The organism is Pseudomonas parakoreensis (assembly GCF_021602155.1).
Lineage (GTDB): Bacteria > Pseudomonadota > Gammaproteobacteria > Pseudomonadales > Pseudomonadaceae > Aquipseudomonas > Aquipseudomonas parakoreensis.
This window is the reverse complement of sequence record NZ_BQHY01000010.1, coordinates 256,068-270,243: the sequence shown is the minus strand read 5'-3', so window position 1 is coordinate 270,243 and position 14,176 is coordinate 256,068. Positions and strand designations below refer to the sequence as shown.

The following is a 14,176-nucleotide window of genomic DNA, read 5'->3' as shown; positions in this document are numbered from 1 at the left end:
TTTGTGATGTTCCCTTACAACCTTAAACCAGCGCAGCAATCGCCGCGTTGAAGGTTGCGCTTGGGCGCATGGCCTTGCTGATCAGCTCGGCGTCGGCGTGGTAGTAACCACCGATGTCCACTGGCTTGCCCTGCACGGCGTTGAGTTCGGCAACGATGGTCGCCTCGTTCTCGGTCAGGGTTTTGGCCAGCGTCGCGAACTGCGCTTGCAGTGCAGCGTCTTCGGTCTGGGCGGCCAGGGCCTGAGCCCAGTACAGCGCCAGGTAGAAGTGGCTGCCGCGGTTGTCGATGTTGCCGACTTTGCGCGATGGCGACTTGTTGTTGTCGAGGAACTGGCCAGTGGCCTGATCCAGGGTCTTGGACAGAACCAGTGCTTTCGGGTTGTTGTAGTTCACACCCAAATGCTCGAGGGACGCTGCCAGCGCGAGGAATTCGCCCAGCGAGTCCCAGCGCAGGAAGTTCTCTTCGACCAGTTGCTGCACATGCTTCGGCGCCGAACCGCCAGCGCCGGTTTCGAACAGGCCACCACCGTTCATCAGCGGCACGATCGACAGCATCTTGGCGCTGGTGCCCAGTTCCATGATCGGGAACAGGTCGGTCAGGTAGTCGCGCAGGACGTTGCCGGTCACCGAAATGGTGTCCTTGCCTTCGCGCGTGCGCTGCAGGGTGTACTTCATGGCGTCGACCGGCGCCATGATCTGGATGTCCAGACCGCTGGTGTCGTGATCCTTCAGGTACGCCTGAACCTTCTCGATGACCACGCCGTCGTGGGCGCGCATCGGGTCCAGCCAGAAGATCGCCGGGGTGTTGCTGGCGCGAGCGCGGTTGACGGCCAGTTTGACCCAGTCCTGAATCGGCGCGTCTTTGGTCTGGCACATGCGGAAGATGTCGCCGGCTTCAACAGCCTGTTCCATCAGCAGGTTGCCCTTGCTGTCGGTGACGCGAACCACGCCGTCAGCCTTGATCTGGAACGTCTTGTCGTGCGAGCCGTACTCTTCGGCTTTCTTCGCCATCAGGCCGACGTTTGGCACGCTGCCCATGGTGGTCGGATCGAACGCACCGTTGGCTTTGCAATCTTCGATCACGGCCTGGTAGATGGTGGCGTAGCAACGATCCGGGATCACTGCCTTGGTGTCGTGCAGTTGACCGTCGGTGCCCCACATCTTGCCGGAGTCACGGATCATCGCCGGCATCGAGGCGTCGACGATGACGTCGCTCGGCACGTGCAGGTTGGTGATGCCCTTGTCGGAGTTGACCATCGCCAGCGACGGACGCGCGGCGTAGACCGCGGCGATATCGGCTTCGATCTGCGCTTGCTGCTCGGCCGGCAGGGCCTTGATGCGCGCGTACAGATCGCCAATGCCGTTGTTCAGGTTGAAGCCGATCTGGGCCAGCACGTCAGCGTGCTTGGTCAGGGCGTCTTTATAGAACTCGGCAACGATCTGGCCGAACATGATCGGGTCGGAAACCTTCATCATGGTCGCTTTCAGGTGCACCGAGAGCAGTACGCCTTGCGCCTTGGCGCTGTCGATTTCGGCGGCGATGAACGCGCGCAGGGCGTTTTTGCTCATCACGGCGCAGTCGAGGATCTCGCCGGCCTGAACGCTGGTTTTTTCTTTCAGGACGGTCGCGGTGCCATCTTTGGCGATCAGTTCGATCTTCACAGCGTCAGCGGCGTCGATCAGGGCAGCTTTTTCGCTGCCGTAGAAATCGCCGGTGCTCATGTGAGCGACGTGGGACTTGGAGTCTTTGGCCCAGGCGCCCATTTTGTGCGGGTGCTTGCGCGCATAGTTCTTGACCGACAGCGGAGCACGGCGGTCGGAGTTGCCTTCACGCAGAACCGGGTTCACGGCGCTGCCCTTGACCTTGTCGTAACGCGCCTTGGCTTCTTTTTCGGCGTCGTTGGTCACGGTTTCCGGGTAGTCCGGCAGGTTGTAACCCTGGGCTTGCAGCTCTTTGATTGCCGCTTGCAGCTGAGGTACCGAAGCACTGATGTTCGGCAGCTTGATGATGTTGGCTTCAGGCGTAACGGCCAGGGCGCCCAGTTCGGCGAGGTGGTCGGCTACGGCTTTGTCGCCCAGTTGCTCGGGGAAGCTGGCCAGGATGCGTGCTGCAAGAGAGATATCGCGGGTTTCCACGGCGATATCGGCCGAGGCGGTGTAAGCCTCGATGATCGGCAGCAGGGAATAGGTGGCGAGGGCTGGAGCTTCGTCGGTGAAGGTATAGATGATCTTCGAGCGGGTGGGCATATTCGGATTAACTCTCTCTTCTTTGCTAAAGCGTGCGCAGAAACTCGAGGGGCGCCGGGTAAGCGCGTTCGTTCAAAGTCATCCATGAACCGAATGTCGAGAATCTTCGCGGTGATGTTGGGTGCATCGTTGAGCGTCAAGCAGTCAGGCTGCGGTAACAACCCGACCAATCAGGCGGAAAGTCTCGTGCTAGAGAGGCCAGCCGTCGTGACCCTTTGGTCAGCGGGCGGCATTATACATAGGTAGCTGGCAATCTGCCGATGGTTCATATGCAACCGGTCTCGTCCATTGGTCTAAAGGTCGCAGGGCGGGGTGGGGCGTAGAGTCGCCGGGAATGCTTGAGTTTGGCGCTTTTCCCTTTGCTTTCAGGCTTGTACGAAACCAGATGTGCCCGCGTCGTGAACAGAGGGTTTGCGTGTTGATTTAACTGGGTTACGCTCGAACCAAGCCAGATGTTCAATCCAAACAATGGAGTTCAGCATGGGTTACAAGAAGATTCAGGTTCCAGCCGTCGGCGACAAAATCACCGTCAATGCAGACCATTCTCTCAATGTTCCTGATAACCCGATCATCCCCTTCATTGAAGGTGACGGCATTGGCGTCGACGTCAGCCCGGTGATGATCAAAGTGGTTGATGCTGCCGTGGCCAAGGCCTACGGGGGTAAGCGCAAGATTTCCTGGATGGAGGTTTATGCTGGCGAAAAAGCGACTCACGTCTATGACCAGGATACCTGGCTGCCCCAGGAAACCCTGGACGCCGTCAAGGATTACGTGGTCTCCATCAAGGGCCCGCTGACCACCCCGGTCGGTGGCGGCATTCGCTCCCTCAACGTGGCCCTGCGCCAGCAGCTCGACCTCTATGTCTGCCTGCGCCCTGTGGTGTGGTTCGAAGGCGTGCCGAGCCCGGTGAAAAAGCCTGGCGACGTCGACATGGTGATCTTTCGCGAGAACTCCGAAGACATCTATGCCGGCATCGAGTGGAAGGCCGGCTCTCCTGAGGCCACCAAGGTCATCAAGTTTCTGAAAGAAGAAATGGGCGTCACCAAGATCCGTTTCGACCAGGATTGCGGTATCGGCATCAAGCCTGTTTCCAAGGAAGGCACCAAGCGCCTAGTGCGCAAGGCCCTGCAATACGTGGTGGACAACGACCGCAAGTCGCTGACCATCGTGCACAAGGGCAACATCATGAAATTCACCGAAGGTGCCTTCAAGGACTGGGGTTACGAGGTGGCGAAGGAAGAATTCGGCGCCGAACTGCTCGATGGCGGCCCATGGATGAAATTCAAGAACCCGAAAACCGGCCGTGAGGTCATCGTCAAGGATGCCATTGCCGACGCCATGCTCCAGCAGATCCTGCTGCGTCCGGCCGAATACGATGTGATCGCCACGCTGAACCTCAACGGTGACTACCTCTCCGATGCCCTGGCGGCTGAAGTGGGCGGTATCGGTATTGCGCCGGGTGCCAACCTGTCGGATACCGTGGCCATGTTCGAGGCGACCCACGGTACCGCGCCGAAGTACGCCGGCAAGGACCAGGTCAACCCGGGCTCGGTGATTCTGTCGGCCGAGATGATGCTGCGTCATCTGGGCTGGACCGAAGCGGCTGACCTGATCATCAAGGGCACCAATGGCGCCATCAAGGCCAAGACCGTGACTTACGACTTCGAACGTCTGATGGAAGGCGCCACGCTGGTGTCTTCTTCGGGCTTCGGTGAAGCGATCGTCAAGCACATGTAAGAAAGGCAGTTGCAACAAAACCGCCCGGCTCGAGTGATCGAGCCGGGCGGTTTGTTTTCTGGCAGGTGTCCGGTTGGCTTCAGCTGGTCACGGATTGGTGATGAGCGGCTGTCGAGGCACTATCTTTTGCGGCCTCGACATTCTGAATTTTTGTGGCGTGCAGGCCTTTGGGCCCTTGCACGATCTCGAATTTGACTTCTTGCCCGGCTTTAAGGGTTTTGTACCCGTCCATTTCAATGGCGGAGTAATGGGCAAAGAAATCGATCTCCTTGCCATCCTCGTCCTTCCCCTCGCGGGAGTCGGTGTTAATGAAACCGAACCCCTTGGCATTGTTGAACCATTTCACCTTGCCGACAGCCATGCTCAAATCCCTCTGCAACAGTCTCCATCGCTGGAGTATCATCCAATTCATCCGCAATCGAATCCGTTAAAAAGATTGACTCCGCGGATCTTTTTTACCCACTGTGGGCTCTATTGGTTGTAACACCGTTTTCCCGATAGTCAAGGTGACCGGGCAGTCGGAGTTGAAAAGGTGTACAGCCGCCCCCACCACTGTATTTGCACAACTGACGAACCTTTCTTTCCATGCATGCAATCAGCCAGATTCGACTAACATTCAATCAGGATCGCCCGCTTCTCCAGAAGGATCTTCCACAGGAGCACGACGACGATTCGGCAGGCGTTGCTGTTCAGGAAGCAAAGCCTGCGTTACAGGCGCCGCCGATGTACAAGGTGGTTTTGTTCAACGATGACTACACACCGATGGATTTCGTCGTCGAAGTGCTCGAGGTGTTTTTTAACCTGAATCGCGAGCTGGCGACCAAGGTCATGCTGGCCGTTCACACAGAAGGACGGGCAGTATGTGGAGTGTTTACCCGCGACATCGCCGAGACAAAGGCCATGCAGGTCAACCAGTACGCCAGGGAAAGCCAGCATCCGCTACTCTGTGAAATCGAGAAGGACGGTTAATCGCCGACCACTTGGGTATGAGGTGAAGCTATGTTAAACCGCGAGCTCGAAGTCACCCTCAATCTTGCCTTCAAGGAGGCTCGTTCGAAGCGTCATGAATTCATGACCGTCGAACACCTGCTGCTGGCCCTATTGGACAATGAGGCTGCCGCAACCGTATTGCGTGCCTGCGGCGCAAACCTCGACAAACTCAAGCACGACCTGCAGGAGTTCATCGACTCAACCACGCCATTGATCCCCGTCCACGACGAAGATCGCGAAACCCAGCCAACCCTGGGCTTCCAGCGTGTACTGCAACGTGCTGTTTTTCATGTACAGAGCTCGGGCAAACGCGAAGTGACTGGCGCCAACGTGCTGGTTGCAATCTTCAGTGAGCAAGAGAGTCAGGCCGTGTTCCTGCTGAAACAGCAGAGCGTTGCGCGCATTGATGTCGTCAACTATATCGCCCATGGCATCTCCAAGGTGCCGGGGCATGGCGATCACTCTGAAGGTGAACAAGATATGCAGGACGACGAGGGCGGTGAGTCTTCTTCTTCAGGCAATCCGCTGGACGCTTATGCCAGCAATCTCAACGAACTTGCGCGCCAGGGGCGGATCGATCCGCTGGTCGGTCGTGAGACGGAAGTCGAGCGTGTCGCGCAGATCCTTGCGCGTCGACGCAAGAACAATCCGCTGCTGGTGGGCGAGGCGGGCGTGGGTAAAACCGCGATTGCCGAAGGTCTGGCCAAGCGCATTGTCGACAACCAGGTGCCGGATCTGCTGGCCAACAGCGTCGTCTATTCGCTCGACCTCGGTGCTCTGCTCGCGGGCACCAAGTATCGCGGTGATTTCGAGAAGCGCTTCAAGGCGCTGCTCAATGAACTGAAAAAACGTCCGCAGGCGATCCTGTTCATCGACGAGATCCACACCATCATCGGTGCGGGTGCTGCGTCCGGTGGTGTGATGGATGCCTCGAACCTGCTCAAGCCGCTGCTGTCGTCTGGCGACATCCGCTGCATCGGCTCGACCACGTTCCAGGAATTTCGCGGCATCTTCGAGAAGGATCGTGCGTTGGCACGACGCTTCCAGAAAGTCGATGTCGTCGAGCCGTCGGTGGAGGACACCATCGGTATCCTGCGCGGCCTGAAGGGGCGTTTCGAGCAGCACCACAACATCGAATACAGCGATGAGTCGTTGCGCGCGGCTGCTGAACTGGCATCGCGTTATATCAATGACCGGCACATGCCGGACAAGGCCATCGACGTGATCGACGAAGCGGGTGCCTACCAGCGTCTGCAGCCGGCCGACAAGCGCGTGAAGCGCATTGACGTGCCACAGGTTGAAGACATCGTGGCGAAAATCGCGCGGATTCCGCCGAAACATGTCACCAGCTCCGACAAGGAACTGCTGCGCAATCTGGAGCGTGACCTGAAGCTGACGGTATTTGGTCAGGACGCGGCGATCGATTCGCTGTCGACCGCGATCAAGCTGTCTCGTGCCGGGCTCAAGTCGCCTGACAAGCCTGTCGGTTCGTTCCTGTTCGCAGGGCCCACCGGTGTCGGTAAAACCGAGGCCGCGCGGCAACTGGCCAAGGCGCTGGGCATCGAACTGGTGCGCTTCGACATGTCCGAGTACATGGAGCGTCACACCGTATCGCGTCTGATCGGTGCGCCTCCGGGCTATGTCGGCTTTGATCAGGGCGGTCTGTTGACCGAAGCGATCACCAAGCAACCGCACTGCGTGTTGCTGCTCGATGAAATCGAGAAGGCGCATCCGGAAGTCTTCAACCTGCTGCTGCAGGTGATGGACCACGGCACGCTCACCGACAACAACGGCCGCAAGGCGGATTTCCGCAATGTGATCGTGATCATGACCACCAACGCCGGTGCCGAGACGGCAGCGCGTGCTTCGATCGGTTTCACTCATCAGGATCATTCGTCTGATGCGATGGAAGTGATCAAGAAGAGCTTCACGCCGGAATTCCGTAACCGTCTGGACACCATTATCCAGTTTGGTCGCCTCAGTCATGAGGTCATCAAAAGTGTGGTGGACAAGTTCCTTACCGAACTGCAGGCGCAACTGGAAGACAAGCGTGTGCTGCTTGAGGTCACTGATGCCGCGCGTAGCTGGCTGGCGGCGGGTGGTTATGACTCGGCGATGGGCGCACGTCCGATGGCGCGTCTGATCCAGGACAAGATCAAGCGTCCGCTGGCGGAGGAGATTCTGTTTGGCGAGCTGGCCGAGCATGGCGGTGTGGTGCACATCGACATCAAGGATGGTGAGCTGACGTTTGACTTCGAAACCACGGCTGAGATGGCCTGACGGTTGTTGGTCTGTTGTAAAGCGAAAGGCGCCTTCGGGCGCCTTTTTGTTGTCTGATGTTTTTGGGTGTATATCCGTTGCTGCGGTAACGGCTGCTTAGGGTTCCGCCCTTACGGCGGGTCACTTTGGCAAACGCCCCAAAGTAACCAAAGGGCTTTACCCTGACGTTCGGCCCTCGCTTAGGCTCGGGTTCCTTCGCTGCGGGATTCATCCGGGGGGCAGCGCCTACGGTTTGCTTCGCTGCACCTCCTCTCGCTGTGTTTGGCTGCGCCAAACGGTCGCTGCGCTCCCACCCCCGGATAAATCCCTCCACTCAGCCTGCCGACGGGCCCTCAGATCAAGAGCGGTACTCGAGCTAACGCTCATCGTGTTGAGTGGTGAAAAGCGGGTGCGGTCTGCTGTGACTTTTGTGGGAGCTGGCTTGCCAGCGATGGCGGCCTGACAGCCGACCAAATTTCTAACTGAATACACCCAATCCCCTGTAGGAGCTGCCGAAGGCTGCGATCTTTTGATCTGGCTCTGGCTCTGGCTCTGGCTCTGGCTCTGGCTCTGGCTTTTGATCTTGACTTGGCTTTTGATTTTTTGCCCCTTCGGCAGGCCGAGCGGAGGTGTCCATCCGGGGGTAGGCGCGCAGCGCCATGCGGCGAAGCCGCATACATCGAGAGGAGGTGCAGCGAAGCAAACCGTAGGCGATGCCCCCGGATGGGCACCGTAGCGAGGGAACACTGAGCCTCAGCGAAGTGCCGTACACCGGGGCAAAGCCTTTTGGGTTACCTTTTCGGCGTTTGGAAAAGGTGACTCGCTGTAAGAGCGAAACCATAAGAGGCCGTTACCGCAGCAACGGATATACACCCAAAACCCGGCCCAACCCCCAACCCTAACTCCCAATCCCCCAAACCGCAGACAAACAAAAACGCCCGGCATAAACCGGGCGTCTTGTATTGACTTGATTAGCGAGCGCGGTAAGTGATGCGCCCTTTGCTCAAGTCATAGGGCGTCAGCTCGACGCGCACTTTGTCACCGGTAAGAATACGAATGTAGTTCTTGCGCATCTTGCCGGAGATATGCGCGGTTACGACGTGCCCATTTTCCAACTCCACACGAAACATGGTGTTGGGCAGGGTGTCGACGACAGTGCCTTCCATTTCGAAGCTGTCTTCTTTCGACATGCAGTAAAGCCCTCGGTGTCCAATGAATGGCCCGGTGCAACTGCGCCAGGCAAAAGCGGCGTGCATTGTGCCCGAAAAAGGGGGTTCAAGCCAAGGGGTTTAGGGCTTGCGATTAGTTCAGGATTACCCAGCGCTGATTGATCAGCAATTCGATGGGGCGATATTGGGTCTTGTAGTTCATCTTTTTGCAGTTCTTGATCCAGTATCCGAGATACACCGCTTCCAGCCCCAGGCGCTGGCTTTCGGCGATTTGCCACAGGATCGCGAAGCGCCCCAGGCTGCGGCGCTCCTCGTCAGGTTCGTAAAAGGTGTAGACCGCCGACAAGCCGTTGGGCAGCAGATCGGTCACAGCAACGGCGAGTAACCGTCCGTCGAGTCGAAATTCATAGAAGCGCGAGAAAGGCAGGTCGCGCACCAGAAAGGTCGAGAACTGGTCGCGGCTTGGCGGGTACATGTCGCCGTCGGCGTGTCGCTGTTCGATATAGCGCTGGTACAGGTCGAAATATTCTTCGCTGAAATGCGGTTTCACCGGGCGCACCTGCAGATCGGCATTGCGCTTGAAAATGCGTTTCTGCTGGCGGTTGGGGTTGAACTGTGCCACCGGGATGCGTGCAGGCACGCACGCATTGCAATTCTGGCAATGGGGCCGATACAGATGGTCGCCGCTGCGGCGAAAGCCCATTTCCGACAGGTCTGCGTAGACGTGCACATCCATGGGCTGACTCGGGTCGAGAAATAGCGTCGTCGCCTGCTCCTCGGGCAGATAACTGCAGGAATGAGGCTGAGTGGCATAGAACTTCAAGCGCGCCAACTCGGTCATGATCAACCCTCGGGATAAGCTGGTGAATTAAGTGTAAGCCACGCGCGCAAAAGTCGCTCAGCAAACCCAGGTGGCGCGACTGGATTGATCCAGGTGGCGGGCCAGGTAGTTGGCGAATTCGTGGCGGGGGATCGCCCGGGCGCCGAGGCTGTGCAGATGATCGGTCGGCATCTGGCAATCAATCAGAACGAATCCCGCCTCTTTCAGATGCTGCACCAGCGTGGCAAAGCCATATTTGGAGGCGTTGTCGGCGCGGCTGAACATCGATTCACCAAAAAACAGCTGACCCATCGCCAGGCCATACAGGCCGCCGACCAGTTGTCCCTCATCCCAGACCTCGACCGAGTGGGCGAAGCCGCGGCGGTGCAGTTCGAGGTAGGCGTCTTGCATGGCTTCGGTGATCCAGGTGCCGTCGGCGTAGTCCCGGGGCGCGGCGCAGGCGCGAATCACGGCTGCGAAATCCCGATCAAAGGTCACCTGGTAGCGTTGCTTGCGCAGCAGCTTGCCGAGGCTGCGCGAGACATGCAGTTCGTCGGGAAACAGAACGGTGCGCGGATCCGGCGACCACCAGAGGATTGGCTGGCCCTCGGAAAACCATGGAAAACAGCCGTGTCGGTAAGCCTGCACCAGGCGGTCGGCGGACAGGTCGCCACCGGCGGCCAGCAATCCATTGGGATCGCGCATGGCCTTTTCCAAGGGCGGGAAAGTCAGGGAATTGCGTTGTAACCAAGTCAGCATGGCGTCCAGGCTTGCAGAAGGGGAGGGCGGTGCGGGCCCGAGGCCCGCGATAAAGTGTGCCGTTAAATGACAGGAATGTCGTCCAGATACTTCGCAATGTTCGACAGGTACACGGCTTCCTCGACGGCAGTGTTGCCGCCGTCCGCTACGGCGGCCACCTGATTGCGGTAGAAAAAGCCGTCACAGGTCGCACGAGCCGACCCCCCTTTGCTCGCGACGGTTTCTTCCGAGGGCAGTCCCGGATACTGCGCCGAAGCGCCGGTGGCGATGATCAGGGCGTCGCAGGTATAAGTGCCGCTGTCGCCGATGAGCTCGAACGGGCGCTGCTGCAACTTGGCGGTGTGGATGTGGTCGTAAACGATCTCGGTGGCAAAGCGTTCGGCGTGTCTCTGCATGCGCTCCATCAGTACCGGGCCGGTGAGGCCTTCGACGTCGCCGGGCCAATTGTCGCCTTCGACGGTGGTGAGCTGACCACCCGCCTGCAAGCCGGTAATGAACACCGGTTTGAGGTTGGCGCGGGCGGCGTATACGGCGGCGCTGTAGCCGGCAGGGCCGGAGCCAGGAATGATCAGGCGTGAATGCTTCGCTGCGTTCATCAAATACACCTCATAAGCCTTTGTCACAAAAGACAATGCATGCTCAAATTGAACCGCAGGATTTGTGCGGTTGGCTATGCTCAGCTAAGGGGTTTGAAGCATGGCATCAGCCGCGCAAACCCGTACAATGCCGGGCTGTTACAGAATATTTGTAGAGCGCTGTGTTTATAGCTGTATTTATAAAAGCTGCGGCACAGTGTTAAAAGTAGTCTCAGATGCGCCGGTTCACTTTTTTACCTGCCTGGATTGGGCAGTTTTTTATCGTCATTCAATAGATGGACGCGCCTTGGGCGCAGGAAAAGAAGCGTTTTGAAGAAATCCACCGCAGCACCAAAAACAGTCGTTCCGCTCTGGCGCCAGCAATTGCACTACCGGCTCAAGGAAGGTGCATTGATCGCCATCGGTGCCTTGTGCCTGTTCCTGATGATGGCCCTGCTGACCTACGGCAAGGACGATCCGGGCTGGAGCCACAACAGCAAGATCGACGACGTGCAGAACTTCGGCGGCCCGGCCGGTTCCTACAGCGCCGATATCCTGTTCATGGTGCTGGGTTATTTCGCATATATTTTCCCGCTGCTGCTCGCGGTCAAGGCCTATCAGATCTTCCGTCAGCGTCACGAGCCGTGGCAGTGGAGCGGCTGGCTGTTCTCCTGGCGCCTGATCGGTCTGGTGTTCCTGGTACTGTCCGGCGCTGCGCTGGCGCATATCCATTTTCATGCTGCCACCGGTCTGCCGGCGGGTGCGGGCGGGGCGCTGGGCGAAAGTCTCGGTGATCTGGCGCGCAACGCGCTGAATATCCAGGGCAGCACGCTGCTGTTCATCGCGTTGTTCCTGTTTGGCCTGACGGTGTTCACCGACCTGTCGTGGTTCAAGGTGATGGACGTCACCGGCAAGATCACCCTCGACCTGTTCGAACTGTTTCAGGGCGCGATCAACCGCTGGTGGTCGGCCCGTACCGAGCGCAAGCAACTGGTCGCGCAGTTGCGTGAGGTTGATGACCGCGTCCACGACGTCGTGGCGCCGACCGTCACCGACAAACGTGAACAGGCCAAGGTCAAGGAGCGCCTGATCGAGCGCGAGCAGGCCTTGAGCAAGCACATGTCGGATCGCGAGAAGCAGGTGCCGCCGGTCATCGCCCCGGCGCCGGTCAAAGCACCGGAGCCAAGCAAGCGCGTGCAGAAAGAGAAACAGGTGCCGTTGTTCGTCGACAGCGCCGTGGAAGGTACTTTGCCGCCGATCTCGATTCTCGATCCGGCGGAAAAGAAACAACTCAATTATTCGCCGGAATCCCTGGCTGCCGTCGGCCACTTGCTGGAGATCAAGCTCAAGGAGTTCGGCGTCGAAGTCACCGTGGATTCGATCCATCCGGGCCCGGTGATTACCCGTTACGAAATCCAGCCTGCCGCTGGCGTCAAGGTCAGCCGCATCGCCAACCTGGCCAAAGACCTCGCACGTTCGCTGGCGGTGACCAGCGTGCGCGTGGTCGAGGTGATTCCGGGCAAGACCACGGTCGGTATCGAAATTCCCAACGAAGACCGGCAGATCGTGCGTTTCTCCGAAGTGCTGTCGACCCCCGAGTACGACAACTTCAAGTCGCCGGTCACTCTGGCCCTGGGCCACGACATTGGCGGCAAACCGGTCATCACCGACCTGGCCAAGATGCCGCACCTGCTGGTGGCCGGTACCACCGGTTCCGGTAAGTCGGTGGGCGTGAACGCGATGATCCTGTCGATCCTGTTCAAGTCCGGCCCGGACGACGCCAAACTGATCATGATCGACCCGAAAATGCTCGAGCTGTCGATCTACGAAGGCATTCCGCACCTGCTGTGCCCGGTAGTGACCGACATGAAGGACGCCGCCAACGCCCTGCGCTGGAGCGTTGCCGAGATGGAGCGCCGATACAAGCTGATGGCGAAGATGGGCGTGCGTAACCTTTCGGGCTTCAATGCCAAGGTCAAGGAAGCCCAGGACGCCGGCGAGCCGTTGAGCGACCCGCTGTACAAGCGCGAAAGCATTCACGACGAAGCGCCATTGCTGCAGAAGCTGCCGACCATCGTTGTGGTGGTCGACGAATTCGCCGACATGATGATGATCGTCGGCAAGAAGGTCGAAGAACTGATCGCCCGTATCGCGCAGAAGGCACGTGCCGCCGGTATCCACTTGATCCTCGCGACCCAGCGTCCTTCTGTGGACGTGATCACCGGTCTGATCAAAGCCAACATTCCGACCCGTATGGCGTTCCAGGTGTCGAGCAAGATCGACTCGCGGACCATCATCGATCAGGGCGGCGCCGAGCAACTGCTCGGGCACGGTGACATGCTCTACATGCCGCCGGGCACCAGCCTGCCGATCCGGGTACACGGCGCGTTCGTTTCCGACGATGAAGTACACCGCGTGGTGGAAGCGTGGAAACTGCGTGGCGCACCGGAATACAACGATGACATCCTCAACGGTGTCGAAGAGGCGGGCAGCGGCTTTGAAGGCAGCAGCGGTGGTGGCGACGGTGATGATGCCGAGACCGACGCGCTGTACGACGAAGCCGTGCAGTTCGTGCTGGAAAGCCGCCGGGCGTCGATTTCTGCGGTACAGCGCAAGCTGAAGATCGGTTACAACCGCGCCGCGCGCATGATCGAAGCCATGGAAATGGCCGGGGTCGTCACCTCAATGAACACCAACGGTTCGCGTGAAGTTCTGGCCCCCGGCCCGGTGCGCGACTGATTGTCAAGCAAGAGGTGGGACAATGATGTGCCGCCGCTCTCCCAACGAGTATTCAAGAGGACTCCCATGCGTCTTATCCGCATGCTGTTGCCAGTACTGGCGCTGACCACGCTCACGGCCCACGCCGATGACAAGGACGTGGCGCGTCTGACTCAATTGCTGGAAACATCGAAAACCCTGACCGCGAACTTCTCCCAGCTGACCCTCGACGGCAGCGGCACCCAGTTGCAGGAAACTCGCGGTGATATGGTCCTGCAGCGTCCGGGCCTGTTCTACTGGCACACCGAAGCGCCAAACGAGCAGACCATGGTTTCCGACGGCAAGAAGGTCACCCTGTGGGACCCGGATCTGGAGCAGGCGACCATCAAGAAGCTCGACGAGCGTCTGACTCAGACCCCGGCGCTGCTGCTCTCCGGTGACGTGTCGAAGATCAGCCAGAGCTTTGAGATCAGTGCCAAAGAGGCGGGCGGCGTGATCGACTTCACCCTCAAGCCAAAGACCAAGGACACTCTGTTCGACAGTCTGCGTCTGTCGTTCCGCAACGGCCTGGTGAATGACATGCAACTGATCGACAGCGTCGGCCAGCGCACCAACATTCTGTTCACCGGGGTCAAGGCCAACGAAGCGGTGCCGGCGTCGAAGTTCAAGTTCGACATCCCGAAGGGTGCTGACGTTATCCAGGAATAAACCCCGGATCCCGGGTCGGGTTCTTGTGGCCTGGAGCTTTTGTGGCGAGGGGATTTATCCCCGATGGGCTGCAAAGCAGCCCCAAAAAAGGTGACTGCTGCGTAGTCCATCGGGGATAAATCCCCTCACCACAGGGCCACCAACAGGTGTCCACAGTTATTCCAACCGGTTTCAGACAATCAGAGGTTTCAAC

The 14,176-nt window shown here is 58.8% G+C and carries 10 protein-coding genes and 1 pseudogene; 5 read left to right on the top strand and 6 right to left on the bottom strand.

What is annotated here, in order from left to right:
* Positions 1 to 22: 22 nt before the first annotated feature.
* Positions 23 to 2,248 (bottom strand): NADP-dependent isocitrate dehydrogenase, encoded by a 2,226-nt coding sequence (locus L6D63_RS17995; RefSeq protein WP_131670148.1) that lies wholly within the window; start codon positions 2,246 to 2,248, stop codon positions 23 to 25.
* 480 nt (positions 2,249 to 2,728) lie between these two features.
* Here L6D63_RS17995 and icd point away from each other — a divergent pair, with 480 nt between their 5' ends.
* Complete coding sequence (gene icd, locus L6D63_RS17990; RefSeq protein ID WP_131670149.1) at positions 2,729 to 3,985, top strand: NADP-dependent isocitrate dehydrogenase; 1,257 nt, start codon at positions 2,729 to 2,731, stop codon at positions 3,983 to 3,985.
* A gap of 79 nt (positions 3,986 to 4,064) precedes the next feature.
* Here the strand turns inward: icd and L6D63_RS17985 are convergent, their stop codons facing one another.
* Complete coding sequence (locus L6D63_RS17985) at positions 4,065 to 4,346, bottom strand: cold shock domain-containing protein (protein ID WP_047292037.1); 282 nt, start codon at positions 4,344 to 4,346, stop codon at positions 4,065 to 4,067.
* Positions 4,347 to 4,570: 224 nt separating this feature from the next.
* Here L6D63_RS17985 and clpS point away from each other — a divergent pair, with 224 nt between their 5' ends.
* Positions 4,571 to 4,954 (top strand): ATP-dependent Clp protease adapter ClpS, encoded by a 384-nt coding sequence (clpS, locus tag L6D63_RS17980; RefSeq protein ID WP_011334948.1) that lies wholly within the window; start codon positions 4,571 to 4,573, stop codon positions 4,952 to 4,954.
* Positions 4,955 to 4,984: 30 nt separating this feature from the next.
* Entirely contained in the window at positions 4,985 to 7,255 is a 2,271-nt protein-coding gene (gene clpA / locus L6D63_RS17975; protein ID WP_095666943.1) for an ATP-dependent Clp protease ATP-binding subunit ClpA, read from the top strand.
* Positions 7,256 to 8,205: 950 nt separating this feature from the next.
* On the opposite strand, the gene infA is transcribed toward clpA, so the two are convergent.
* The 4 genes and pseudogenes from infA to L6D63_RS17955 form a co-directional block, all read right to left on the bottom strand.
* Positions 8,206 to 8,424, bottom strand: coding sequence for a translation initiation factor IF-1 (gene infA / locus L6D63_RS17970; RefSeq protein ID WP_002553999.1), 219 nt, complete (start codon positions 8,422 to 8,424; stop codon positions 8,206 to 8,208).
* Between the two features lie 112 nt (positions 8,425 to 8,536).
* Positions 8,537 to 9,244, bottom strand: a complete 708-nt coding sequence (locus tag L6D63_RS17965) for an arginyltransferase (protein WP_041074211.1) — start codon at positions 9,242 to 9,244, stop codon at positions 8,537 to 8,539.
* 57 nt (positions 9,245 to 9,301) lie between these two features.
* Entirely contained in the window at positions 9,302 to 9,982 is a 681-nt protein-coding gene (gene aat, locus L6D63_RS17960) for a leucyl/phenylalanyl-tRNA--protein transferase (protein WP_047295111.1), read from the bottom strand.
* A gap of 89 nt (positions 9,983 to 10,071) precedes the next feature.
* Positions 10,072 to 10,578: pseudogene (locus tag L6D63_RS17955) on the bottom strand (FAD-dependent oxidoreductase); the annotation flags it as partial.
* Between the two features lie 309 nt (positions 10,579 to 10,887).
* Here L6D63_RS17955 and L6D63_RS17950 point away from each other — a divergent pair.
* Both L6D63_RS17950 and lolA read left to right on the top strand, forming a co-directional pair.
* Positions 10,888 to 13,296 carry a DNA translocase FtsK gene (locus L6D63_RS17950; protein ID WP_095666941.1) on the top strand — a complete coding sequence of 803 codons (2,409 nt, stop codon included), beginning with the start codon at positions 10,888 to 10,890 and terminating at the stop codon, positions 13,294 to 13,296.
* Between the two features lie 66 nt (positions 13,297 to 13,362).
* A complete protein-coding gene (lolA, locus tag L6D63_RS17945) occupies positions 13,363 to 13,983 on the top strand; it encodes an outer membrane lipoprotein periplasmic chaperone LolA (protein WP_041074219.1) in 621 nt (206 codons plus the stop codon).
* Positions 13,984 to 14,176: the final 193 nt, after the last annotated feature.

Coding starts and splice junctions, on each gene's coding strand:
- L6D63_RS17995 (WP_131670148.1), bottom strand. CDS start 2,248: ATGCCCACCCGCTCGAAGATCATCTATACCTTCACCGACGAAGCTCCA.
- icd (WP_131670149.1), top strand. CDS start 2,729: ATGGGTTACAAGAAGATTCAGGTTCCAGCCGTCGGCGACAAAATCACC.
- L6D63_RS17985 (WP_047292037.1), bottom strand. CDS start 4,346: ATGGCTGTCGGCAAGGTGAAATGGTTCAACAATGCCAAGGGGTTCGGT.
- clpS (WP_011334948.1), top strand. CDS start 4,571: ATGCATGCAATCAGCCAGATTCGACTAACATTCAATCAGGATCGCCCG.
- clpA (WP_095666943.1), top strand. CDS start 4,985: ATGTTAAACCGCGAGCTCGAAGTCACCCTCAATCTTGCCTTCAAGGAG.
- infA (WP_002553999.1), bottom strand. CDS start 8,424: ATGTCGAAAGAAGACAGCTTCGAAATGGAAGGCACTGTCGTCGACACC.
- L6D63_RS17965 (WP_041074211.1), bottom strand. CDS start 9,244: ATGACCGAGTTGGCGCGCTTGAAGTTCTATGCCACTCAGCCTCATTCC.
- aat (WP_047295111.1), bottom strand. CDS start 9,982: ATGCTGACTTGGTTACAACGCAATTCCCTGACTTTCCCGCCCTTGGAA.
- lolA (WP_041074219.1), top strand. CDS start 13,363: ATGCGTCTTATCCGCATGCTGTTGCCAGTACTGGCGCTGACCACGCTC.